Raw genomic sequence first — 23,022 nt, forward strand, 5'->3', positions numbered from 1 at the left:
GGCATCCAGCGCGTGCGACGGGTCCCTCAGGCGTCCTTGATCTCGCAGACGACGGCGCCGTTGGTGAGGGTGTCGCCGACGGAGGCCGTGAGGCCGGTGACGGTGCCGGCCTTGTGGGCGGTCAGGGACTGCTCCATCTTCATGGCCTCGATGACCACGACGGTGTCGCCCTCGGCGACCTCGTCGCCCTCGGAGACCACGACCTTGACCACGGTGCCCTGCATCGGCGAGGTGACGGCGTCGCCGGAGGCGGCCGCACCGCCGCCGGACTTCTTGCGCTTCCGCTTGGCGGGCGCGGCGCCGGCGGCTGCTCCGCCGCCACCGAGGGCGAGGCCCGCGGGGAGGCTGACCTCGAGGCGGCGACCGCCGACCTCGACGGTGACCGTCTGACGCTCTCCGGCGCCCTCGTCGTCGTCTCCCGCGCCTCCGGCGTACGGGGTGATCTGGTTGTCGAAGTCGGTCTCGATCCAGGTCGTGTAGACGTCGAAGGAGCCCTCGCCGGAGGGGTTCGAGGCGCCGACGTACGCCGGGTCCTCCACCACCGCGCGGTGGAACGGGATGACGGTGGGCATGCCGTCGACGTCGAACTCCGCGAGGGCACGGCGGGAGCGCTCCAGCGCCTGCTGGCGGTCGCGGCCGGTGACGACCAGCTTGGCGATCAGGGAGTCGAAGCTGCCCGGGATCGTCTCGCCGTTCTCGTAGCCGCCGTCGATGCGGACGCCGGGGCCCTGCGGCGGGCTCCAGCGGGTCAGGGTGCCGGGGGCGGGCATGAAGTTGCGGCCGCCGTCCTCGGCGTTGATCCGGTACTCGATGGAGTGGCCGCGGATCTCGGGGTCGTCGTACCCGAGCTCCTCGCCCGCGGCGATGCGGAACATCTCGCGGACCAGGTCGATGCCGGTGACCTCCTCGGAGACGCAGTGCTCGACCTGGAGGCGGGTGTTGACCTCGAGGAACGAGATGGTGCCGTCCTGGCCGACGAGGAACTCGCAGGTGCCGGCGCCGACGTACCCGGCCTCCTTCAGGATCGCCTTCGACGCCTCGTAGAGGCGCGACATCTGGTCGTCGGAGAGGAACGGTGCGGGGGCCTCCTCGACGAGCTTCTGGTGGCGGCGCTGCAGCGAGCAGTCGCGGGTCGAGACGACCACCACGTTGCCGTGGGAGTCGGCGAGGCACTGGGTCTCGACGTGGCGGGGACGGTCGAGGAACTTCTCGACGAAGCACTCCCCGCGACCGAACGCGGAGACCGCCTCGCGGACCGCCGACTCGTAGGCGTCGGCGACCTCCTTCATCTCCCGGGCGACCTTGAGGCCGCGACCGCCGCCGCCGAAGGCGGCCTTGATCGCGATCGGGAGCCCGTGCTCCTCGGCGAAGTCGACGGCCTGCTGGGCGTCGTCCAGCGGGTCCTTGGTGCCGGGGGCCAGCGGGGCGCCGACCTTCTCGGCGATGTGGCGGGCCTTGACCTTGTCGCCGAGGTTCTCGATCGCGGACGGCGGCGGGCCGATCCAGACCAGTCCGGCGTCGATGACCGCGGTGGCGAAGTCGGCGTTCTCGGCGAGGAAGCCGTACCCGGGGTGCACCGAGTCGGCGCCGGAGGACTTCGCGACGGCGATGATCTTCTCGATGTCGAGGTAGGACTCGGCGGGGGTGGAGCCGCCCAGGGAGTGCGCCTCGTCGGCGACCCGCACGTGGACGGCGTCGCGGTCGGGGTCGGCGTACACCGCCACGGAGCCGATCCCGGCGTCGCGGCAGGCACGGATGACGCGGACGGCGATCTCGCCACGGTTGGCGATCAGGACCTTCTGCAGGGGGACGACCTCGGGCACGGAACGGCTCCTTCGACGACTGCGCGGCAGCGTAGCGCCCCGGGGTGTGGGCGCCGGCGGCCGCTCACGGAGGCTTAGTGTGTGCGCGGCGTCACCTCGGGCGCCCTGGAAGGAGAGCCTCGTGCTTCCTGGTTTCCTGCGCCGCGAGCGGATCATCGCCCGTCCCGGCTTCAACCGCTGGCTCATCCCGCCCGCGGCGCTCGCCGTCCACCTCAGCATCGGGCAGGTGTACGCCACGAGCGTGTACCGCTCGACGCTCAAGGAGGAGTTCGCCGCCTCCGAGACGGCGATCGGCTTCATCTTCTCGATCGCCATCGTGATGCTCGGTCTCTCGTCCTTCGCCATGGGCACCTGGGTCGACCGGAACGGCCCCCGCGCCGCGATGGCGCTGTCGATGGTGTTCTGGGTCTCGGGCTTCCTGGTGGGCGCGCTCGGCATCGCCACCGCCCAGCTCTGGCTCGTCTACCTCGGGTACGGCGTCCTGGGCGGCATCGGCCTGGGCATCGGCTACATCTCGCCGGTCTCCACGCTGATCAAGTGGTTCCCCGACCGCCCGGGCCTCGCGACCGGCATGGCGATCATGGGCTTCGGCGGCGGCGCACTGGTCGCGAGCCCGCTGTCCGGCCGCCTCCTCGCGCTGTACGACGGCGACTTCGACCCGTCGTCCGCCGACTCGGTGGCGTCCAGCGGCGCCCTCGTCGGGCTGTTCCTGACGCTGGCCGCGATCTACGCCGTCTTCATGTCCTTCGGCGCGCTCATCGTCCGGGTGCCCGCCGACGACTGGCAGCCGGAGGGCTTCGACCCGTCGCAGGCCAAGAAGAGCGACATGATCGCCACCGCGAGCGTCACCGCCCGCAACGCGCTGCGCACGCCGCAGTTCTGGCTGCTGTGGATCGTCCTGTTCTGCAACGTCACCGCCGGTATCGGCATCCTCGAGCAGGCCTCCGGCCTGATCCAGGACTCCTTCTCGTCGGTCAGCCCCGCCGGGGCCGCCGGGTTCGTCGGCCTGCTCTCGATCGCCAACATGGCCGGCCGGTTCATCTGGTCCACGACCTCCGACAAGGTCGGCCGCAAGCAGATCTACATGCTGTACCTCGGCGGCGGGGCGGTCCTGTACGCGCTGTTCGCCACCGTCGGCTCCAGCTCGATCGTCGTCTTCCTGGTCCTCGCGGTCTTCATGCTGTCGTTCTACGGCGGCGGGTTCGCCACCATCCCGGCCTACCTGCGTGACCTCTTCGGCACCCTGCAGGTCGGCGCCATCCACGGCCGGCTGCTGACCGCCTGGTCGGCCGCCGGGGTCGCGGGGCCCCTCATCCTGAACGGCATCCTCGACCTCACCGGCGCCGTGACCATCGCGCTGTTTGTCATGGTCGGCCTGCTCGCCGTCGGTTTCCTCGCGAACCTGATGGTCAAGCCGGTGGACTCCAAGTGGCACGAATCCGAGACCGACCCGGCCCTGAAGGGGAGCAACGCATGAGCTCGATCACCGACAACAAGGGCTTCATCGGCATCGCGTGGGCGCTCGTGGCCGTCCCGCTGGCGTACGGGCTGGTCGAGACGCTGATCCGGGTCTCGGCGCTGTTCGCGGGGTAGCCCGTGGACCGGCGGCGACCTCCTCGGTGGTTAACAACCGCTAACCGCCTCGGGTAGCCTGGGTCACATGACCCACGGTTTCGAGCTGTCCCGCGAGCACGAGGAGTTCCGCCGGAGCGTCCGCGACTTCGCCGAGTCCCAGATCGCGCCCCACGCGGCGCAGTGGGACCGCGAGCACCACTTCCCGGTCGACGTGGTGCAGCAGATGGGCAAGATGGGGCTGTTCGGCCTCACCGCCCCTGAGGAGTACGGCGGCGCCGGCCTCTCCGGGGAGGACGGCGGGTTCACGTCGCTCTGCCTCGCGATCGAGGAGATCGGCCGCGTCGACCAGTCGATGGGCATCACCCTCGAGGCCGCCGTGGGCCTCGGGATCAATCCGATCCTCACCTTCGGCACGGCCGAGCAGAAGAAGCGCTGGCTCCCGGCGCTCGTGGCCGGCGAGGCCGTCGCGGGCTTCGGGCTGACCGAGCCCGGCGCGGGCTCCGACGCCGGTGCCACCCAGACCAAGGCCGTCCTCGACGGCGGCGAGTGGGTCGTCGACGGCGCGAAGCAGTTCATCACCAACTCCGGCTCCGACATCACCTCGCTGGTGACCGTCACGGCCCGCACCGGCACCCGGGAGGGCGCCGACGGCGCCACCAAGCCGGAGATCTCGACGATCGTCGTCCCGTCGGGCACGCCCGGCTTCACCGCCGAGAAGGCGTACGACAAGCTCGGCTGGCACGCCTCCGACACCCACCCGCTGACCTTCACCGGCGCCCGGGTGCCCGAGGACCACCTCCTCGGCGAGCGGGGCCGCGGCTACGCGCAGTTCCTCGCCACCCTGGACGACGGCCGCGTCGCGATCGCGGCCCTGGCAGTCGGCTGCATCCAGGCCTGCCTCGACATGAGCCTCGAGTACGCCGGACAGCGCCAGACCTTCGGCGGCCCGATCGGGCGCAAGCAGGGCGTCGCGTTCCAGATCGCCGACCTCGAGGTGCTGCTCCGCACCGCCCGCCTGCTGACCTACTCGGCGGCCGCCATGAAGGACGCCGGCGCCCCGCTGAAGGAGTTCAAGCAGGCCGCCGCGGTGGCCAAGCTCCAGACCACCGAGGCCGCCGTCACCGCCACCCGGATCGCCACCCAGGTCTTCGGGGGCTACGGGTTCATGGAGGAGTACCCGGTGGCCCGGTTCTACCGGGACGCGAAGGTGCTGGAGATCGGCGAGGGCACCTCGGAGATCCAGCGGATGCTCATCGCGCGGGGGCTCGGCCTGCCGGTCGAGTAGGTCCGCCCCGTCACGGGTAGGTTTCACCGTGTGGGCAGATGGCGCAGACGCGGGACCGAGGGCGCCAAGTTCGCCGGCGTCGGCACCGTCTCGACGATCGTCTCGTTCGTCCTGTTCAACGTGCTGCTGCACGGGGTCTGGATCTTCGACGACCCCTGGCTGAGCGGCTACCCGATCACGGCGTACGTCGTCGCGAACACCGTCGGCATGGTCGTGACGTACGTCGGCAGCCGGACGTGGGCGTTCAAGAACCGCGAGACGCACGGCAAGGACGGCGGCGTCCTGTCGTTCGTCGTCATCAACGTGACGACGATGGCGATCCCCGTCGCGCTGCTGTGGGTCAGCCGCAACCTGCTGGGGCTCACCGACCCGATCTCGGACAACATCGCCGCGAACGTCGTCGGCCTCGCGCTGGGCTTCGTCGCCCGGTTCTACCTGTTCCGGAAGTTCGTCTTCACGAAGCCGGAGCAGACGGGGGAGCAGACCAGAGGTCCGGCCACCGCAGGCCGACCTCCCGCAGCAGCTCCCGCAGCAGGGGAAGGCTGAGCCCGACCACCGCGTGGTGGTCGCCCTCGATGCCGCGCACGAACGCCCCGCCGTACCCGTCGACCGTGAACGCCCCGGCCACCACGAGCGGCTCGCCGGTCGCGACGTAGGCCTCGATCTCGTCGTCGTCGACCTCGGCGAAGTGGACGACGGTCGAGGCCGTCCGCGACACCACCCGGCCGTCGGGCGCGCGCAGGCTGTGCCCGGAGTGCAGGACGCCGGAGCGGCCGCGCATCACCCTCCAGCGCGCGGTCGCCTCGGCGGCGTCGGCGGGCTTGCCGTACGCCTCGCCGTCCAGCTCCAGCACCGAGTCGCAGCCGAGCACGAGCGCGTCGTCGGCGACGTCCTCGCGGGCGACGACCGCGGCGCACTTGAGCCGGGCGAGCTCGAGCGCGAGGTCGGCCGGGGCCAGACCGGTCACCTGCTCCTCGTCGACGCCGGACACGATCACCTCCGGCTCGATCCCCGCCGCCCGCAGGGTCGCGAGCCGGGCGGGGGAGGCGGAGGCGAGGACCAGGGGCTGCCTCGCCGCCATCAGCGGGGCAGGCCGCTGGCGCGCCAGGCGCCCGGGCCGGGGTGGTGCGGGGTCCGCAGGCGTCGCCCGGGTCGCGACCACTCCGAGGGACGACGGGCCGCCGGGGCCTCACCGCCGCCCGACGCCGCGGCCAGCACGGCCACCAGCGCCGCCAGCTGCTCGGGGGTGGGGTCGCCCTTGACGACGCGCAGCACGGGCGCCTGCGACGCTCCGTCCGAGTCGTTCGCGGCTTCGCCGCTCACAGTGACCCCCTCCTGCCGTGACGTCGGCGCTCATCGCCGAGTCGGCATGTTCTCCCGGCCTCGCTGGCGCTCGGGCGGGAGAACATGCCGACTCGGCTCGTCGTCCCGCTGTTCGGGGGGCGCTTCGCTGCCCCCCTCACAGCGGGATGTTCCCGTGCTTCTTGGGCGGCAGCGTGGCGCGCTTGGTGCGCAGCAGCCGGAGCGCCCGGACGACCTCGGCGCGGGTCTCGTGCGGGGTGATGACCGCGTCGACGTACCCGCGCTCGGCGGCGATGTAGGGGTTCGCGAGGTGCTGGTCGTACTCCTCGACGAGCTCGGCGCGGCGCTTCTCCGGGTCCTCGGCCTTCTTCAGCTCGCCGCGGTGGAGGATGTTGACCGCGCCCTGCGCGCCCATGACCGCGATCTGCGCGGTGGGCCACGCCAGGTTGATGTCCGCGCCCAGGTGCTTCGAGCCCATGACGTCGTAGGCGCCGCCGTAGGCCTTGCGGGTGATGATCGTGACCAGCGGGACCGTCGCCTCGGCGTACGCGTAGATCAGCTTCGCGCCGCGACGGATGATGCCGCCCCACTCCTGGTCGGTGCCGGGCAGGAAGCCCGGGACGTCCACGAAGGTCAGCACGGGCACGTTGAACGCGTCGCAGGTCCGCACGAACCGCGCCGCCTTCTCGGAGGCGTCGATGTCGAGGGTGCCCGCGAACTGCATCGGCTGGTTGGCCACGACGCCCACCGGCCGGCCCTCGACCCGGCCGAAGCCGATCACGATGTTCGTCGCGAACAGCGGCTGGACCTCGAGGAAGTCCCCGTCGTCCACGACCGCCTCGATGACGGTGTGCATGTCGTACGGCTGGTTCGGGCTGTCCGGGATCAGCGTGTCGAGCGCTCGGTCGTCGTCGCTCGGCTCGAGGTCGTCGTTGGACAGCTCCGCCGACGGGTCGTACGGCGGCTCGTCGAGGTTGTTCTGCGGCAGGTGGCTCAGCAGCGCCTTGACGTAGTCGAGCGCGTCCTCCTCGTCGGAGGCCATGTAGTGGGCGTTGCCGGACTTCGTGTTGTGCGCGCGGGCGCCGCCGAGGTCCTCCATCGTCACGTCCTCGCCGGTGACGGTCTTGATGACGTCGGGGCCGGTGATGAACATGTTCGAGGTGCCGTCGACCATCACCGTGAAGTCGGTGACGGCGGGGGAGTAGACGTGGCCGCCGGCGCACGAGCCCATGATGAGGCTGATCTGCGGGACCACGCCGGAGGCGTGCACGTTGCGGCGGAAGATCTCGCCGTACAGGCCGAGCGAGACGACGCCCTCCTGGATGCGGGCGCCGGCGCCCTCGTTGATGCCGATGATCGGGCTGCCGGTGCGCATCGCGAGGTCCATGACCTTGGTGATCTTCTCGCCGTACACCTCGCCGAGCGAGCCGCCGAAGACGGTGAAGTCCTGGGAGAACACGCAGACCTGACGGCCGTCGATCGTGCCGTAGCCGGTGATGACGCCGTCGCCGTACGGGCGCTTCTTCTCGAGGCCGAACGCCGTCGAGCGGTGCCGCGCCAGCTCGTCGAGCTCGACGAAGCTGCCCTCGTCGAAGAGCTGTCCGATCCGCTCCCGGGCGGTCTGGCGGCCCTTCGCGTGCTGCTTCTCGACGGCCTTCTCCGACCCGGCGTGGACCGCCTCGTCCAGGCGGCGGTCGAGGTCGGCGAGCTTGCCGGCCGTGGTGTGCAGGTCGAGGTCGTCGGGGACCTCGGTGCCGGCTGCGGATGCGTCGGGACCCGTGGGTTCGTCAGTCTGCGCGCTCACGTGCGTCAACCTAGTACGCGTGCTCCCCGCCTCCGAGTCCCGTCCGCCGCTGGATCCGCGCCGCCTGGGCTCCGACGTGCTCCCCACCGGCCTCCTCCCCGGGCTCCGCGTCGAGGTCGTCGAGGCGACCCCGTCGACCAACGCGGACGCCGCCGCCCGCGCCGCCGCGGGGGAGGAGCCCGGCCTGGTGCTCGTCACCGAGCACCAGACCGCCGGGCGGGGACGGCTCGACCGGGTGTGGACGACGCCGCCGCGGGCGTGCCTGACCTTCTCCACCCTGCTGCGCCCCGACGTGCCGATGGCGCACTGGCCGTGGCTCCCGCTGCTGACCGGGTACGCCGTCGCCGCGGCGCTGCGGACCCACCTCGCCGTCCCCGGCGGCCCGGACCCGGTGGGGCTGAAGTGGCCGAACGACGTGCTGCTCGACGAGCGCAAGGTCGCGGGGATCCTCGTCGAGCGCCACGAGGCGCCGGGCGGCCCGGTCGCCGTGGTCGGCATCGGCCTCAACGTGACCCTGCGCGACGACGAGCTGCCCGTCCCGCACGCGACCTCGCTGCTCCTCGCGGGCGGGCCCGTGCCGGACAGGGAGGACCTCCTGCTCTCCGTGCTGGCCGAGCTCGCCGCGGCGTACGACGCGTGGCGGGCGGAGCCGACCGGGTCGCGGCTGCGGGCGTCGTACGCCGCGGCCTGCACGACGGTGGGCCGACGGGTGCGGGTGGAGCTGCCCGTCGGACCGCCGCTGGTCGGCACGGCCGTCGACGTCGACCCCGGCGGCCGGCTGGTGGTCGACGACGGCGTCGTCCGCCGTCCCGTCGGCGCCGGCGACGTCGTGCACGTCCGGCCCGCCTGAGCCGCCCGGAGACCTGTGCCGGGATGACAGACTGGCGCCCGTGACCTTCCCCACCCGTCTGCTCAACGAGGGCGAGCGCGTCGTCGTCTCGACGCGGACGCACGTGAAGGTCCTGCTGCTGCCCCTCCTCGTGCTGCTGGTGACGCTCGTCGCGGCGGTCCTGCTGTCCCGGCTGGGGGAGGGGACCACCGAGCAGGTCCTCGACTACGTGGCCTGGGGGCTCGCGGCGCTGGTGGTGCTGTGGTTCGTGGTCCGGCCGTTCCTGCGGTGGTGGACGACGACGTACACGTTCACCGACCGGCGCTTCGTCGCCCGCTCCGGCGTCGTCGCCAAGGAGGGCCGCACGATCCCGCTCAACCGCATCAGCGGCGTCGACTTCGACATCGGGATCCTCGACCGGATGCTCGGCTGCGGCACGCTCGTGGTCTCCGACGCCAGCGTCGAGGGCCGGGTCGAGCTGCACGACATCCCCCGGGTCGAGCGGGTCCAGCTGCAGGTCGCCGAGGAGCTGCACCGCCTCGGCGGCGGGGGACGACGCGGGGACGACGGCTCCTGAGGTGACCCAGGACGACAGCAGGGACCAGAGCACGGTCGACGGCACGAGCGGCACCGACGACGCCAGGACCCACGGGACCGGCGCCCGCGGCCCCGGCGAGGCCGCCACCTCCCGGCTCGAGGAAGCGATCCTCGGCGAGCGGCCCACCCTGACCGGGGCCGAGGTCGCGGAGCAGGCGGGCGTCGACCCCGACCAGGCGCGACGGATGTGGCGCGCGCTCGGCTTCCCCGAGCTCGAGGGCGGCGAGGACGACGGGAGCCGGGGCACCCCGGGCGTCGTGGGCTTCACGACCGCCGACGTCGAGGCGGTCCGGGACCTGTACGCCACGGCCGGGCACGGCCTCATCGACGTCGACACCGCCGTCACCCTCGCGCGGGCCGTGGGCCAGACGATGAGCCGGCTGGCCGACTGGGAGGTCGCGACGCTGGTCACCCGCATCGAGCAGATCGAGGCCCAGGGTCGCGCCCGCGCCGGGGCGAGCGGCTCGCAGGAGCCGCGCCCGGGTCGCGCCGACCTGGCCCTCAAGCTCGTCGAGGACATCGGCACCGGCTTCGAGTCGCTGCTCGTCTACACCTGGCGGCGCCACCTGGCCGCGGCCGTCGCGCGCCTCGAGGCGCTCAGCGCCGCCGAGGAGGACCTCCACACCGCGAACCTCACCGTCGGGTTCGCCGACATCGTCAGCTTCACCGCCCTGTCGAACCGGCTCGAGCACGACCGCATCGGCGACCTCGTGGAGCTGTTCGAGCTGCGGTGCCACGACGTCGTCAGCGCCCACCGCGGCCGGGTCATCAAGAGCATCGGCGACTCCGTGCTGTTCCTGAACGACGACGCCGGCCGCGCGATGCGCACGGCCGAGGGGATCATCCAGGTCATCGGCCGCGACCGGAAGATGCCCGACGTGCGGGTCGGGCTCGCCAGCGGCGCGGTCACCCTGCGCCTCGGGGACGTGTTCGGCCCGCCGGTCAACATGGCCGCCCGCCTCACCGCCGTCGCGCGCCGCAACCGCGTCATCGTCGACTCCGCGACCGCGGACCTGCTGCCCCCGCACTACGAGACCCGACGCCTGCCCGCGCGGCCGGTCCGGGGGTTCGGTCTCGTCGAGCCCGTCGCCGTCCGCCGCGCCTGAGCACGCACGGCCGACGGTAAGGATTTCCGGGTTCCGCCACGCGGGGCGCCGCTGCTGCCTACCGTTTCTCGTGTGTTCACCGCCCAGGACGTCCGCGTCGATCCCGCCGGTCGGCGTGCCTGGCGGGACGGGGTCGAGCTCGAGCTGACCCGCAAGGAGTTCGACCTCCTGCACGCCCTGATCTCCCGCGCCGGCGACCTGGTCACCCGCGAGGAGCTCATGCGCGAGGTGTGGCAGACGGACTTCTGGAGCTCCTCGAAGACCCTCGACGTCCACCTCGGCTGGCTGCGACGCAAGCTGGGCGACGACCCGCGCGCGCCCGGGCTGATCACCACCGTCCGTGGCCGCGGCCTGCGGTTCGAGACCGTCACGCCCGTCGTCGGGGCCTCCTGAGCCCCTCGTACGACGCTCCTCCGACCCCCGTCGTCCGCCCCCGGCGGATCGGGCGCCGGGACCGCCGCCGCGCTGACTAGGGTTGCCGCCGTGGCACTCCCCGCGACCCCCGGCCCGGCCCCCGGCCGGGCGCCCCGCACCGCCGTGATCGGCGGCGGCCAGCTCGCCCGCATGATGGCGACCCCGGCCGCCGAGCTCGCGCTCCCGCTGCGCCTGCTCGCCGAGGGCCCGGACGTCTCCGCGGCGCAGGTGATCGCCGACGTCGTCGTGGGCGACCACACCGACCTCGCCGACCTCCGTCGCGCCACCGAGGGCTGCGCCGTGGTCACCTTCGACCACGAGCACGTGCCCACCGAGCACCTCCGGGCGCTCGAGGCCGACGGGGTCGCCGTACGACCCGGGCCGGACGCGCTGGTCCACGCCCAGGACAAGGTCGTGATGCGCGAGCGGCTCACCGCGCTCGGGGTCCCCTGCCCCCGCCACGTGGTCGTCACCGAGGTCGCCGACGTCGAGGCGTTCGGCCTGCCCTGCGTGCTCAAGACGAGCCGCGGCGGGTACGACGGCAAAGGCGTCTGGGTGGTCCGCGCCCCCGAGGACGCCGCCGAGGCCTTCGCGACGGCCGCCGCGTCCGGCGTCCGGGTGCTCGCCGAGGAGCTCGTCGACTTCCGCCGCGAGCTGTCCGCGCTGGTCGTCCGCTCGCCCAGCGGCCAGGCGGCGGCGTACCCGGTGGTGGCCTCCGTGCAGCGGGACGGCATCTGCCACGAGGTCGTCGCCCCCGCACCCGACCTCGCCCCCGAGCTGTCGGAGCACGCCCAGGAGGTCGCCCTGCGTGTCGCGGGCGAGCTCGGCGTCGTCGGGATCCTCGCCGTGGAGCTCTTCGAGACCCGTGACGGGCGGATCCTCGTCAACGAGCTCGCCATGCGGCCCCACAACACCGGCCACTGGACCCAGGACGGTGCCGTCACCAGCCAGTTCGAGAACCACCTGCGCGCCGTCCTCGACCTGCCGCTCGGCTCGCCGTCCCCCCGCGAGCGCTGGACGGTGATGGTCAACGTCCTCGGCTCCACCCAGGACCCCGACGGCCCCGACGTCGGCCGCCTGTACGACGGCTACCCCCACGCGCTGGCCCGCGACCCGCGGCTGCGCGTCCACCTGTACGGCAAGGACCTGCGGCCCGGCCGCAAGGTCGGCCACGTCAACGCCTTCGGCGACGACCTCGAGGACTGCCTGGAGCGGGCGCGGCACGCCGCCGCCTGGTTCGCGGGCGACCTCGGCAACGAGAGCGAGTGAGATGACCGAGAACAGCCAGCAGGCCCGCGTCGGGATCGTCATGGGGTCCGACTCCGACTGGCCCGTCATGCAGGCCGCCGGCGAGGCCCTCACCGAGCTCGGCGTGACCTGGGAGGCCGACGTCGTCTCCGCCCACCGGATGCCCGAGGACATGCTCGCCTGGGGCCGCGACGCGGCCGGGCGCGGCATCGACGTGGTGATCGCCGGGGCCGGCGGCGCCGCGCACCTGCCCGGCATGCTCGCCTCCGTCACCCCGCTGCCGGTGATCGGCGTCCCCGTGCCGCTGCGCCACCTCGACGGCATGGACTCGCTGCTCTCGATCGTCCAGATGCCCGCCGGCGTCCCCGTCGCGACCGTCGGCGTCGGCAACGCCCGCAACGCGGGCCTGCTCGCCGCGCGCATCCTCGGCGTCGCCGACGAGGCCCTGCGCGGCCGGATGACCGACTTCCAGGCCGCCCTGCGCGAGACCGCCCGGGAGAAGGGCGGCGTCGTGCGCCGCGCCTCCGGCGGCGAGCGGCCGCGGACGGGGTTCTGAGCGCCGCCGACGCACCCACCGCCCCCGTCGTACGCCGGGGGCGGCTGCTCGGGCTGGACGTCGCCCGCTGCCTCGCGCTGGTCGGCATGGTCGCCACCCACGTGGCCGCCGAGCGGGACGCCGACGGCTCCCTGAGCCTCGCGCACCAGCTGGCGAGCGGCCGCGCCTCCGCGCTCTTCGCGGTGCTCGCCGGGGTCACGCTGGCCCTCGGGACCGGCGGCCGCGTCCCGGCCGTCGGGCGGGAGCGAGCCGCCCGCAGCGCCGGGTTCGCCGTCCGCGCCCTGATGGTGGCGCTGCTCGGGCTCGCGCTCGGCGGGCCCGACTCCGGGCTCGCGGTGATCCTCACCTACTACGGCGTGCTGTTCCTGCTCGGCCTGCCGTTCGTCGCCCTGCGGGCGGGGCCGCTGCTGCTGCTCGCGACGGCCTGGTGCGTGGTGGCCCCGGTCGTGTCGGAGGTGGTGCGCCCGCTGCTGCCGGACCGGGGCTTCACCAGCCCCGACCTGTTCTCCCTCGCCGAGCCCGGGCGGCTGCTCGCCGAGCTGCTGTTCACCGGGTACTACCCGGCGGTCCCGTGGCTGACGTACCTCCTCGTCGGCATGGCGCTCGGGCGGCTGGACCTGCGGCGGCCCGCCGTGGCCGCGGCGGTCGCCGTCAGCGGCCTGGTCGTGGCCGTCGCCGCGACCGCCGTGTCACGGCTGCTGACCGGCTCGGCGGCGCTCCGGGCGACGCTCGCCTCCGAGCTGCCGATCCCCGTCCGACCCGACGAGCTCATGGACTCCCTCGCCGGCGGCCTGCCCGGCACGACCCCCACCGGCGGGTCCTGGCAGTGGCTGCTCACCGCCGCGCCGCACAGCGCGACCCCGTTCGACCTGGCCGCCACCGTCGGCAGCTCGCTGCTCGTGGTCGGCGTCTGCCTGCTCGCGTGCGGCGCCCTGCCCGCCGTCCCCGGCCGCGCCGTCGAGGTGGTCTTCGGCGCCGGCCGCATGACGCTGACGCTCTACAGCCTCCACGTCGTGCTGAAGACGCCGTCCGTCCCGCCCGGCGACGACCCCGAGGACCTCGCCCGCCACGTCCTCGTCCTGCTCGCGATCGGCGCCCTCTTCGCCGCCGCCCGATGGCGCGGCCCCCTCGAGGCCGCCGTCGGGACGGTCAGCACCGCCGCCGTGGCCGCCGTACGCCGAGTCGGCACGTCTGCGCACCCCTGAGGGGTCGAGTCGGCACGTCTGCGCAGCCTTCTCGACGGTGACCACTCAGCCGCGGCGTCTCCACTCGATGGCGGGGCAGGTGTCCATGACCATCGGGACGCCGGCGGCGGTGGTGCGGGCGAAGGCGTCCTCGTCGACCACGCCGAGCTGGAACCAGACGGCCTTGGCGCCGATGGCGACCGCCTCGTCGGCGAAGCGCCCGGCCTGGTCGGAGCGGCGGAAGACGTCGACGACGTCGACTCCGAACGGGATCTCGGCCAGCGAGGTGTAGCCGGGCTCGCCGAGCACCTCGGCGCCGCGCGGGTGGACGGGGACGATCCGCTTGCCGCGCTGCTGCAGCAGCTGCGCGATCTGGTACGCCGTCCGGCTGGGGTCGCCGCCGAGGCCGACGACGGCCCACGTCTCCAGGTCGTCGAGCATGAGGCGCACGGCCTCGGGGTCCTGCCAGTTCTCGGTCACGACCCGACTGTAGGTTCCGGAGCATGGGTGAGCGCATCGAGATCGACGGACCGGACGGCGCCAGGGTCGAGGCCTACGTGACGGCGGGGCCGGACGGCGGGCCCGGCGTCCTGCTGTGCATGGACGCCATCGGTCTGCGCCCGCGCCTCGAGGAGATGGCCGACGAGATCGCGTCGTGGGGCCACACGGTGCTCGTCCCGAACCTGTTCCACCGCTTCGGCCCCGCCGCGGAGATGGCGCCCGACGGCGACCTCACCGCCCCGGGGGCGCGCGAGGCGTTCTTCGGCCCCGCGATGGAGCGGGTGCACGCCTACACCGCCGAGCAGGCCGTCGCCGACGGCCGCGCGGGGGTCGCGGCCCTCCGCGCGCTCGGTGTCACCGGACCGGTCGGCGTCCACGGCTACTGCATGGGCGCCGCGGTCGCGGTCCGTGCCGCGGGCGCCATGGCCGAGGACGTCGCCGCATGCGGCGGGTTCCACGGCGGCGGCCTGGTGACCGACGCCGACGACAGCCCGCACCGCACGCTCGCGTCGGCCCGCGCGTCGTTCGCGTTCGGCCACGCCGACCAGGACGCGTCCATGCCGGCCGAGGCGGTCGCCGAGCTCGGCCGCACCCTCGACGAGCACGGCCTGACCGCCGTCAACGAGGTGTACGCCGGCGCCGGCCACGGCTACACGATGGCCGACACCTCGGTGTACGACGCCGCTGCCACCGCGCGCCACTTCGACGCGCTCCGCGACCTGTACGGACCCCTGCGCGGCTGACTACTCGAGCGCCGGGTCGTCGAACAGGGCGGGTGCCTCGGAGGCGCGCCCGGTGAACTCCGGTGCGCGCTTGCCCAGGAAGGCTGCGACGCCCTCCTTGCCGTCCCCGACCGAGGCGTGCCACATCGCGATCGAGTCGGCGCGGTGCGCCTCGACGGGGTGCGCGGCGCCGAGCCCGGCGTACATCAGCCGACGGGTCATCGCGACGGCGACGGGGGAGCGGTTCTCGGTGAACCGCCGTGCCAGCGCGTACGCCGCGTCGAGCAGCTCGTCGGGGGCGTGCAGCGAGCGCACGAGCCCACCCTCGTGGGCCTCCTCGGCGGTGAGGATGTCGGCGGCGTAGCTCCACTCCAGCGCCCGGGAGATCCCGACGATCCGGGGCAGGTACCAGGACGACGCGGCCTCGGGGACGATCCCGAGCCGGCCGAAGACGAACCCGATCCGCGCCGACGTCGACGCCAGCCGCACGTCCATCGGCAGCGTCATCGTGGCGCCGATGCCCACCGCGGCGCCGTTGATCGCCGCGATCACGGGCTTGGTGCAGTCGCGGACAGCGAGCGTCACCCGTCCGCCGAGGTCGCGCACGCCGGTGACGACGGCCGGGTCGTCGAACCGCTCCCGCAGGAGGGTCGGCGTCACGTCGGCGTCCTCGTCGAGGCCGAAGACGTTGCCGTCGCTGCTGAGGTCCATCCCGGCGCAGAAGGCGCGGCCGGCGCCGGTCACGACGATCGCGCCGACCCCGTCGTCGGCGGAGGCGCGCCCGTAGGCGTCGATCAGCTCGTCCGCCATCGCGACGGTGAAGGAGTTGAGGGCGTCGGGGCGGTCGAGGGTGAGGGTGAGGACGCCGTCGGCGACCGTCCAGTCGAGGGTCTCGTACCCGGGGTCGGTGCTCACTGGTTCGCCAGTCCGGACGGCGTGCAGAGCTGGCGTCCGATCTTCTCGGTCTCGTCGTTGCGGATGCGGTTGAACATCTCCTCGGACCTCTCGGCGTCCCAGTTGACCGCCAGGTCCGCGATCGGGACGCCGCAGGTCAGGCCGTTCTCGCCGTCCACACGGGTCATCGCGAAGGCGAAGCGACCGAGCGCGAACGGGCCGGTGCCCTCGCTGACCCGCAGGGAGCCGGCGGCGGCGATGTTGAGCCGCCACCAGCGCACGGGGTTCAGCACCGACCAGGGGGAGAACACCTTCGCGCCGACCGCCGAGACGACCTCGCGCTGGTTCTCGGCGCGCTGGATGTCGCTGGTCGCGAACGTCTTGCGGGTGCGGGCGTAGCCGAGGGCGTCGGCGCCGTCGACCTCCTGGCACCCCTTCTTGATGTCCAGGTTCGCCAGCGGGTCGTCGATCGCCTGCTCGGGGCAGATCTCGATGCCGCCGACGCCGTCGATGATGTTGACGAAGCCGCCGAAGCCGATCTCGACGTAGTGGTCGACCCGGATGCCCGTGTTGGACTCGATCGTGTCGGTCAGCAGCTCCGGCCCGCCGATCGCGAACGCGGCGTTCACCTTGTTCGTGCCCTCGCCGGGGATGTCCACGATGGAGTCGCGCGGGATGGACATCAGCAGGTTCGGTCCGCTGCCGACGTGCAGCAGCATGATCGTGTCGGTACGACGCCCGGCGGCGTCGCCGGTCCCGAGCTCCTCCCGCTCGTCCGCGGACAGGTCCTCCCGGGAGTCGCTGCCGACGAGCAGGTAGTTCGTGCCGGGCTGGCTGTCGAGGCGGTCGTCGCCGAACGCGTCGACGCGGTCGATGCGGAAGTAGGCGATGATCGGCACGGCGACGATGAAGACCAGCCAGGCCGCCAGGAGCAGCACGAGGTAGCGGGCGCGGAAGCGCGGACGCCGACGCGCTCGCTGCGTCCTCGGGGCGGGCGCCGGTCCCGGCGGTGGCACAGGACGACGCTGCGGCTCGTCGCGCCGGGGCGGCTCGCCGCGACCCACGGCCGGCATCGACTGGGTCGCGCCGACGCCCTGGCCCTGGCCGCCCGCGCCGCCGTACAGGTCGTAGGGGTCGCGGCCCGCGGGGGGCTGCTGCGGGGGGCCGGCCGGGGGAGGGGTGCCGCCCTGCTGACGGAAGACCTGCGTGGACTCGTCGTCCGGGCTGGGCGCGGCCCGCTTCCCCGGGGACGGGGGCGGTGGAGGGGCGCCGGCACCGCTGTCGCCGCCGGGGCCGCTTGTGGACGTGCCGTAGAGCCAGTCGTACTCGGGCGTGCCCCTCTCGGGTCCCTGCCCGCCGCCCTGCGGCCCGTCTGCCATGCGGCGACCGTACCGGGCCCCCTGGTGTCGGTGGGGCGAGGCACGATGGCGGGCGTGCCGCACCACGACGCCGTCGCCGCCCGGGTGCGCGAGGGTGCCCGCGACTGGCGGCACACCCGCACGGAGCGCCTCCTGCTCGACGCCTACGACCCCGCCGACCTGCCCGCGCTCGGCGCGCTGCACGCCGACGCCCGCGTCTGGCGGCACTTCCCGAGCGGTCGCCACCACGACCTCGCCCGCACCGCCGCGACGGTCGCGGCCGACGCGGCCTGGTGGGCACGCGACGGCCTGGCGCCCTGGTCGGTGCGCCTGGCGGCGGCCGGTCCGGGGTCCCCGGTGGTCGGTCGCGTCGGGTGCTCGGTGCCGGACGGGAGGCCCTGGTGGAACGTCTACTACCGCCTCGCCCCGGCGGTGCACGGCGCCGGGCTCGCGCTCGAGGCGGCCCGGCACGCCGTCGCCGCGGCGTACGACGTCGACCCCGCGCGCCCCGTCCTGGCCTTCCTCGTCGAGCACAACGTGGGCTCCCGTCGTACGGCGGAGGCGCTCGGGCTGCGGCTGGTCCGCCGCGGACCGGACGTCGGGAATCCCGACGCGGACGCCGTCCGTCTGGTCTTCCTCGACCGCGACCCGACCCCCGAGGTCGAGGCGGCGCTGGCCCGTCTCACCGTCTGACCCACCTGTCGCCGGTCTCACCCTGAAGTTCAGGTCGAGGGTTCGGCGCGCCGTCGAGGCTGTGACAGGTGGGGCTGGTGATACTGACGGGCACGTCGCTGCTTCCTTCCCCCGAGCAGAGAGGTCCCGATGTCGCTCGACCGTCCTCCGGTCACCCCGCACCCCGCGGGGCCCCGGTCGTCCCCTGGGTCCGCGACCCCCGACGACCGTGCGGCCAGGGTCCGGTTCCGCCGCGCGATCACCCTGATGCTGCTGACGCTCGTGGCCCCCGGATCGGCGCAGCTGCTCGCGGGCAACCGCCAGGTCGGGCGCGTCGCGCTGCGGATCTGGGTGGGTCTGATCGTGGTCGTCGTCGCGCTGCTGGCGACCGGCCTGGTCTGGCACGGGATGGTCTTCGAGCTCGCCTCCGACACCCTCGTGCTCGGCGTCTTCCGGTTCGTCCTCATGGCGCTCGCGGTCGGCTGGGCCACCCTGTTCATGGACGCGTGGCGCCTCGGCGACCCGCTGACCCTGCGCCAGCCGCAGCGGGTGGCGGCGGTCGGCGTGAACGGCCTGCTCTGCTTCACCGTCGCCGGGACCCTGCTCTTCGGCGCGCACGTCGTGGGCGTGCAGCGCGAGCTGATGTCGTCGATGTTCAGCGACGGCGAGGCCACCGCGGCCACCGCCGGCCGCTACAACGTGCTGCTCATGGGCGGCGACTCCGGCGCGGGCCGCGTCGGGCTGCGTCCCGACTCGATGACCGTCGCCAGCATCGACGCCGAGACCGGCCGGACCGTCCTGATCTCGCTGCCGCGGAACATGGCGAACTTCTCGTTCCGCAAGGGCAGCACGATGGACAAGCAGTTCCCCGAGGGCTGGACCTGCGACGACTGCTACCTCAACGCCGTCAGCACCTGGGCCACGGACAACCCCGAGCTGTTCAAGAAGTCGAAGAACCCCGGCATCGACGCGACCATCGACGCGATCGAGGGCATCACCGACCTGCGCATCAACTACTGGGCGATGGTCAACATGGCCGGCTTCACCGAGCTGGTCGACGCCGTCGGCGGGGTCGAGCTCACCGTCCGCGACCGGATCCCCGTGGGCGGCCTCGGCGACGACGTCACCGGCTACATCGAGCCCGGCGTCCGCACGCTCGACGGTCACGACACGCTCTGGTACGCCCGGGCCCGCGAGGGGTCCGACGACTACTCCCGCATGGCCCGTCAGAAGTGCGTGATGAGCGCGATGCTGCAGCAGATCAGCCCCCAGAGCGCCCTGAGGAACTTCTCCGACATCGCCCAGGCCGGCTCGGACATGATTTCGACCGACGTCCCCAACTCCGAGGTCGGCACCTTCGCCCAGCTCGCGCTGAAGGCCCGCAACGAGCCCGTCTCGACCGTCTCCCTGGTGCCGCCGCTCATCAACACGGCGGACCCGGACATCGAGCTGATCCAGAACCGGATCAGCAACGCGATCGACCGCGCCGAGGGCAAGGACGCCCCCAAGCCGTCCCGCAAGCGCACCAAGACCCCCACCGACATGACCGGCGGCTCCCTGGGCTCGATGAGCGAGGGCTACGCCGCCAACCAGGCCGAGGACCTCGGCGCCACCTGCTGAGCGGCACGCGAGCGCTGGTGGATCCGAACGCTGGTTGAGGTGTGACGAGCGCCCGCGAGGAGCGTTGCCCGTCGGTGGTTGAGGTGTGACGAGCGCCAGCGAGGAGCGTTGCCCGTCGGTGGTTGAGGTGTGACGAGCGCCAGCGAGGAGCCTCGAAACCCGGTGAGGGGACGTCGGTCGGGTCGCGGGGTTTCGAGGCTCGGGCCCGGGGGCCCTCGCACCTCAACCAGCGTGGGGTTCGGCGGTGGTTGAGGTGTGACGAGCGCTAGCGAGGAGCCTCGAAACCCGGTGAGGCAGTCCGAGCTCACCCGCCGTTGTCCTCGCCCGCGAGACGGGCCTGGACCGCCTTGCGCCGGCTGAGCGCCGGGAGCCCGGCGAAATCACCGCGGATCAGCGCCTCACGCTTGGCGCGGCTCCACCCCTGGACGCGCTTCTCGAACGCGAAGGCCTCCTCGATCGAGTCGTACTCACCGGACCAGACCAGGACGACGGGTCGCCGGCGCCGGGTGTACGCCGCGCCCTGGTCGTCGCTGTGGTTGTGCTCCCACAGGCGGCGCACCAGGTCGATGGTGCTCCCGACGTAGTAGGTGCCGTCGCTGCAACGGAGGACGTAGGTGTGGGCCATGGGCGGCAGTCTCGGCGTCCACGCGGTGGTCCGGAGGACGTCGTCCACAACGTCCGTACCGTGGGCGCCCTGTGGAGGTCACCGGGTTTCGAGGCTCGTCGCTGGCGCTCCTCGCACCTCAACCAGCGGGGACGGCTGGCGCTCCTCGCACCTCCACCAGCGGGGACGGCTGGCGCTCCTCGCACCTCAACCAGCGGGACGGCTGGCGCTCGTCACACCTCAACCACCGGGAAGGGGCCGGGTCAGGGGGCGACGAGCGAGCCCGCGAGGGGGGCGACGACGGCGTGGACGGCGGGGGAGGCGGCGACCACGAGGGGGCCGTGCTCGTCGAGAAGGTGCGCCCGCGTCGGGTCGTACGGCGACCCGTCGGCGCCGCCGGTCGCCCCGCCGGCCTCGGTGACCAGGAGCGAGCCGGGGGCGTGGTCCCAGGGGGCGCCGTTGCCGTACAGCGCGATGGTGGCCTTGCCCTCGATCAGCGAGGGGTAGTCCAGGCCGCAGCAGACCCAGGTCAGCTCGAAGGGCCGCAGGCCCGGCAGGCCCCGGCCGCGCCACCGGCGCTTCGAGGTGACCGGGAGCCAGGCGGCCGGGTCGTCCCCGGCCTCGGGCACGGTGAGCCGCTCACCGTCGCGCCACGTGCCGGCGCCGCGCTCGGCGACGTACGAGCGGCCGTGCTGCGGCTGGTGGATCCACGCGCGCGTCACGAGCCCCTCGCGGAGCTCGGCGACCATCACGGCGTGGTCGGGGGAGCCGTTCACGAAGTTCTTGGTCCCGTCGACCGGGTCGACGGTGAAGGCGTGGCCGGAGCGGGCGGCGGCGGTGAAGCGGTCCGCGAGCGCCGGGTCGCCGGCGTACGCCTCCTCGCCGAGCACCACCGCGTCGGGGTACGCCGCGAGGAGCGCCGCGGTCAGCTCCACCTCGGCCTCGCGGTCGGCGATCGTGACCAGGTCGCCGGGGTTCTTCTCGGAGACCTCGTCGCTCGTCAGCGACCGGAAGCGGGGGGTGATCACCCGCGCGGCGACGTCGGCGATGAGCTCCAGCACGGCGTCGGTGTCCACGAACCCCAACAGTAGGGTGGCCGCCGTGACGGTGGTGGCGGTGGTGGTGACGTTCAACCGGCTCCCCCTCCTCACCACCCTCGTCGAGCGGCTCGGCGAGACGACCGGTCTCGACGAGGTCCTGGTCGTCGACAACGCCAGCACCGACGGGACCGGCGAGTGGCTCGCCAGGACGGGCGAGGGCCGGGACGACCTCCGCTCCCGCGTGCTGACGACCAACACCGGCGGCGCCGGCGGGTTCCACGAGGGCCTCGCCTGGGCGCTCGAGCGCGGCGCCGACCTCGTCTGGCTGATGGACGACGACGGCCTGCCCGACGTCGACTGCCTGCCCGTGCTGCTCCGCCACGCCGGCGACCTGGACTTCTGGGGGCCCGTCGTCGTCGACCAGGACCACCCCGAGGAGCTCGTCTTCCCGATCCGCCTGCCCGGCGGCATCCGGACCGCGCACCGCGTCGCCGAGGTCGAGGCCGCCGCGACCGACGGCCTGCTCGCGGACGTCGTCATCCCCTTCAACGGGGTCCTCGTCACCCGCGCCCTCGTCGAGGAGATCGGGCTGCCCCGCGAGGAGTTCTTCATCTGGGGCGACGACCACGAGTACCGGCTGCGCGCCGAGCGGGCCGGCGGCCGCGTCGCCACCGTGGCCGGCGCCCGGGTGCGTCACCCGAGCGTCGGCGACCTCGGGACGCCCATGATGTTCGGCCGCACGACGTACAACCACAGCCCGAGCGAGCTGAAGGCCTACTGCATGGCCCGCAACAACACCGTCAACCTCCGCGACTACCGCGGCTGGGCCCACGTCGTCGCCTTCTGGGTCAAGACCGTCTGGTTCTACTCGTTCACCCGCCGCGACCCGGGCCGGATCACCCTGTCCGCCCGGGCGGCGTACGCCGGCCTGCGCGGCGACTTCACCGGCCACCGGAGGTTCCTGCGTGGGTGACCCCACCGGACGGCGCGAGACCGTGGCGGTCGCCGTCGTGACCTACGACCGCGCCGACCTGCTGCGCGGCATGCTCGACGGCCTCGCCGCGCTCGACCCCGCGCCCGACGCGGTGATCGTCGTCGACAACGCCAGCACCGACCACACCCCCGAGGTCCTCGCCGCCCACGACCTGCCCGGTCTGCAGGTGGACCGGGCCGAGACCAACCTCGGCGGGGCCGGCGGCTTCCGCCGCGCCGTCAAGGCGGCGTACGAGCAGGGCTTCGACCGCATCTGGCTCATGGACGACGACGTCGTGCCCGCCCCCGACTGCCTCGGCGTGCTGCTGTCGTACGACGAGGACTGCCTCATGGCCGTCCGCGAGGACCGCGCCGGCGCACTGGTCGAGAAGGCCGCGCTCACCTTCGACCTGCGCCACGCCCGCGCGATCAAGCCGAAGACCGCGATGGTCGAGACGACGTACGGCACCCGGGGGGCGATGCCCGCGACCGTCGAGCTGGAGAACGTCGCGTTCGAGGGCTTCATGGTCCGTCGCTCCGTGGTCGCCGAGATCGGCCTGCCCGACGCCTCGTTCTTCATCTTCTACGACGACTGCGACTACGCCATCCGCGCCCGGCGTGCCGGTCGGCGGATCCTGGCCGTCCGCGACGCCGTGCTCGTCCGGCAGCTGGACTTCGACCAGCAGCACGACCTGGCGGGGTGGAAGGGGTACTACATGTACCGCAACCTCTTCGCGGTGCACCTGCGCTACGGCGAGAACGCCCGGGTGCGGGCCAAGCCCTGGCTGATCACGGCGGTGGTGGTCGCCCTCAGCCCGGTCCGGGGCGGGCGGGGTGAGGCACGCAACGTGGTCCGGGCGCTCCGCCACGCGCGGGCGATGCGGCCCCTGCCCTCCACTTCCGTAGACTGACTCCC

Annotated in this window: 23 protein-coding genes and 1 pseudogene; 15 read left to right on the top strand and 9 right to left on the bottom strand. The window is 73.4% G+C overall.

Annotated elements, in window-relative coordinates; genetic code table 11:
* Positions 1-26 precede the first annotated feature (26 nt).
* A complete protein-coding gene (locus tag Q0858_RS03240; protein ID WP_299051075.1) occupies positions 27-1,823 on the bottom strand; it encodes a biotin carboxylase N-terminal domain-containing protein in 1,797 nt (598 codons plus the stop codon).
* Between the two features lie 121 nt (positions 1,824-1,944).
* Between Q0858_RS03240 and Q0858_RS03245 the strand changes: the two genes are divergently transcribed.
* The 3 genes from Q0858_RS03245 (at position 1,945) to Q0858_RS03255 (ending at position 5,229) form a co-directional block, all read left to right on the top strand.
* Positions 1,945-3,300, top strand: a complete 1,356-nt coding sequence (locus Q0858_RS03245; RefSeq protein WP_299051077.1) for an OFA family MFS transporter — start codon at positions 1,945-1,947, stop codon at positions 3,298-3,300.
* A gap of 183 nt (positions 3,301-3,483) precedes the next feature.
* Complete coding sequence (locus Q0858_RS03250) at positions 3,484-4,683, top strand: acyl-CoA dehydrogenase family protein (RefSeq protein ID WP_299051079.1); 1,200 nt, start codon at positions 3,484-3,486, stop codon at positions 4,681-4,683.
* A gap of 30 nt (positions 4,684-4,713) precedes the next feature.
* Positions 4,714-5,229 (top strand): GtrA family protein, encoded by a 516-nt coding sequence (locus Q0858_RS03255; RefSeq protein WP_299051081.1) that lies wholly within the window; start codon positions 4,714-4,716, stop codon positions 5,227-5,229.
* Here the strand turns inward: Q0858_RS03255 and Q0858_RS03260 are convergent.
* The 3 genes from Q0858_RS03260 to Q0858_RS03270 all read right to left on the bottom strand — a co-directional run bounded on the left by Q0858_RS03260 (position 5,138) and on the right by Q0858_RS03270 (position 7,714).
* Positions 5,138-5,764 carry a nucleoside triphosphate pyrophosphatase gene (locus Q0858_RS03260; protein WP_299051083.1) on the bottom strand — a complete coding sequence of 209 codons (627 nt, stop codon included), beginning with the start codon at positions 5,762-5,764 and terminating at the stop codon, positions 5,138-5,140. The genes Q0858_RS03255 and Q0858_RS03260 overlap by 92 nt on opposite strands.
* On the bottom strand, positions 5,764-6,006 hold the full coding sequence (locus Q0858_RS03265; protein ID WP_299051085.1) for an acyl-CoA carboxylase subunit epsilon: 243 nt from the start codon (positions 6,004-6,006) through the stop codon (positions 5,764-5,766). The genes Q0858_RS03260 and Q0858_RS03265 overlap by 1 nt, the downstream gene beginning before the upstream one ends.
* A gap of 136 nt (positions 6,007-6,142) precedes the next feature.
* Entirely contained in the window at positions 6,143-7,714 is a 1,572-nt protein-coding gene (locus Q0858_RS03270; RefSeq protein WP_299051740.1) for an acyl-CoA carboxylase subunit beta, read from the bottom strand.
* A 94-nt stretch (positions 7,715-7,808) separates the two neighbouring features.
* Here Q0858_RS03270 and Q0858_RS03275 point away from each other — a divergent pair, with 94 nt between their 5' ends.
* The 7 genes and pseudogenes from Q0858_RS03275 to Q0858_RS03305 all read left to right on the top strand — a co-directional run bounded on the left by Q0858_RS03275 (position 7,809) and on the right by Q0858_RS03305 (position 13,744).
* Positions 7,809-8,639, top strand: a complete 831-nt coding sequence (locus tag Q0858_RS03275; protein WP_299051087.1) for a biotin--[acetyl-CoA-carboxylase] ligase — start codon at positions 7,809-7,811, stop codon at positions 8,637-8,639.
* Between the two features lie 40 nt (positions 8,640-8,679).
* Entirely contained in the window at positions 8,680-9,195 is a 516-nt protein-coding gene (locus tag Q0858_RS03280) for a PH domain-containing protein (RefSeq protein WP_299051089.1), read from the top strand.
* Between the two features lies 1 nt (position 9,196).
* On the top strand, positions 9,197-10,321 hold the full coding sequence (locus tag Q0858_RS03285) for an adenylate/guanylate cyclase domain-containing protein (RefSeq protein WP_299051091.1): 1,125 nt from the start codon (positions 9,197-9,199) through the stop codon (positions 10,319-10,321).
* A 135-nt stretch (positions 10,322-10,456) separates the two neighbouring features.
* A pseudogene (locus Q0858_RS03290) lies at positions 10,457-10,714 on the top strand (helix-turn-helix domain-containing protein); the annotation flags it as partial.
* Positions 10,715-10,804: 90 nt separating this feature from the next.
* Positions 10,805-12,004, top strand: a complete 1,200-nt coding sequence (locus Q0858_RS03295) for a 5-(carboxyamino)imidazole ribonucleotide synthase (RefSeq protein ID WP_299051093.1) — start codon at positions 10,805-10,807, stop codon at positions 12,002-12,004.
* Position 12,005: 1 nt separating this feature from the next.
* Positions 12,006-12,539, top strand: a complete 534-nt coding sequence (purE, locus tag Q0858_RS03300; RefSeq protein WP_299051095.1) for a 5-(carboxyamino)imidazole ribonucleotide mutase — start codon at positions 12,006-12,008, stop codon at positions 12,537-12,539.
* 53 nt (positions 12,540-12,592) lie between these two features.
* On the top strand, positions 12,593-13,744 hold the full coding sequence (locus tag Q0858_RS03305) for a heparan-alpha-glucosaminide N-acetyltransferase domain-containing protein (RefSeq protein WP_299051742.1): 1,152 nt from the start codon (positions 12,593-12,595) through the stop codon (positions 13,742-13,744).
* 45 nt (positions 13,745-13,789) lie between these two features.
* Here the strand turns inward: Q0858_RS03305 and Q0858_RS03310 are convergent, their stop codons facing one another.
* Positions 13,790-14,203 (bottom strand): CoA-binding protein, encoded by a 414-nt coding sequence (locus Q0858_RS03310; RefSeq protein ID WP_299051096.1) that lies wholly within the window; start codon positions 14,201-14,203, stop codon positions 13,790-13,792.
* A 23-nt stretch (positions 14,204-14,226) separates the two neighbouring features.
* Here Q0858_RS03310 and Q0858_RS03315 point away from each other — a divergent pair, with 23 nt between their 5' ends.
* On the top strand, positions 14,227-14,967 hold the full coding sequence (locus Q0858_RS03315; RefSeq protein WP_299051097.1) for a dienelactone hydrolase family protein: 741 nt from the start codon (positions 14,227-14,229) through the stop codon (positions 14,965-14,967).
* Here the strand turns inward: Q0858_RS03315 and Q0858_RS03320 are convergent, their stop codons facing one another.
* Entirely contained in the window at positions 14,968-15,861 is an 894-nt protein-coding gene (locus Q0858_RS03320; RefSeq protein ID WP_299051098.1) for a crotonase/enoyl-CoA hydratase family protein, read from the bottom strand.
* A complete protein-coding gene (locus tag Q0858_RS03325; RefSeq protein ID WP_299051099.1) occupies positions 15,858-17,219 on the bottom strand; it encodes an LCP family protein in 1,362 nt (453 codons plus the stop codon). Before Q0858_RS03325 ends, Q0858_RS03320 begins: the two co-directional genes overlap by 4 nt.
* Before the next feature lie 54 nt (positions 17,220-17,273).
* Here Q0858_RS03325 and Q0858_RS03330 point away from each other — a divergent pair, with 54 nt between their 5' ends.
* The gene (locus tag Q0858_RS03330; protein ID WP_299051100.1) at positions 17,274-17,891 is read left to right on the top strand and encodes a GNAT family N-acetyltransferase; all 618 of its coding nucleotides are present in this window, start codon (positions 17,274-17,276) and stop codon (positions 17,889-17,891) included.
* Between the two features lie 246 nt (positions 17,892-18,137).
* Complete coding sequence (locus tag Q0858_RS03335; RefSeq protein WP_299051102.1) at positions 18,138-19,490, top strand: LCP family protein; 1,353 nt, start codon at positions 18,138-18,140, stop codon at positions 19,488-19,490.
* Positions 19,491-19,794: 304 nt separating this feature from the next.
* On the opposite strand, the gene Q0858_RS03340 is transcribed toward Q0858_RS03335, so the two are convergent.
* Entirely contained in the window at positions 19,795-20,115 is a 321-nt protein-coding gene (locus Q0858_RS03340; RefSeq protein WP_299051104.1) for a GIY-YIG nuclease family protein, read from the bottom strand.
* A gap of 242 nt (positions 20,116-20,357) precedes the next feature.
* Positions 20,358-21,170, bottom strand: a complete 813-nt coding sequence (locus Q0858_RS03345; protein WP_299051106.1) for an inositol monophosphatase family protein — start codon at positions 21,168-21,170, stop codon at positions 20,358-20,360.
* 25 nt (positions 21,171-21,195) lie between these two features.
* On the opposite strand from Q0858_RS03345, the gene Q0858_RS03350 reads away from it, so the two are divergent.
* On the top strand, positions 21,196-22,107 hold the full coding sequence (locus Q0858_RS03350) for a glycosyltransferase family 2 protein (RefSeq protein ID WP_299051107.1): 912 nt from the start codon (positions 21,196-21,198) through the stop codon (positions 22,105-22,107).
* The gene (locus tag Q0858_RS03355) at positions 22,100-23,017 is read left to right on the top strand and encodes a glycosyltransferase (RefSeq protein WP_299051108.1); all 918 of its coding nucleotides are present in this window, start codon (positions 22,100-22,102) and stop codon (positions 23,015-23,017) included. The genes Q0858_RS03350 and Q0858_RS03355 overlap by 8 nt, the downstream gene beginning before the upstream one ends.
* Positions 23,018-23,022 lie beyond the last annotated feature (5 nt).

It is taken from the genome of uncultured Nocardioides sp., assembly GCF_947489365.1.
In the GTDB taxonomy this organism is placed as follows: Bacteria; Actinomycetota; Actinomycetes; order Propionibacteriales; family Nocardioidaceae; genus Nocardioides.

Bases quoted from the DNA above. Each gene is read 5' to 3' on its own strand.
- Q0858_RS03250 (WP_299051079.1), top strand. From the start codon at position 3,484: ATGACCCACGGTTTCGAGCTGTCCCGCGAGCACGAGGAGTTCCGCCGG.
- Q0858_RS03260 (WP_299051083.1), bottom strand. From the start codon at position 5,764: ATGGCGGCGAGGCAGCCCCTGGTCCTCGCCTCCGCCTCCCCCGCCCGG.
- purE (WP_299051095.1), top strand. From the start codon at position 12,006: ATGACCGAGAACAGCCAGCAGGCCCGCGTCGGGATCGTCATGGGGTCC.
- Q0858_RS03315 (WP_299051097.1), top strand. From the start codon at position 14,227: ATGGGTGAGCGCATCGAGATCGACGGACCGGACGGCGCCAGGGTCGAG.
- Q0858_RS03325 (WP_299051099.1), bottom strand. From the start codon at position 17,219: ATGGCAGACGGGCCGCAGGGCGGCGGGCAGGGACCCGAGAGGGGCACG.
- Q0858_RS03335 (WP_299051102.1), top strand. From the start codon at position 18,138: ATGCTGCTGACGCTCGTGGCCCCCGGATCGGCGCAGCTGCTCGCGGGC.
- Q0858_RS03340 (WP_299051104.1), bottom strand. From the start codon at position 20,115: ATGGCCCACACCTACGTCCTCCGTTGCAGCGACGGCACCTACTACGTC.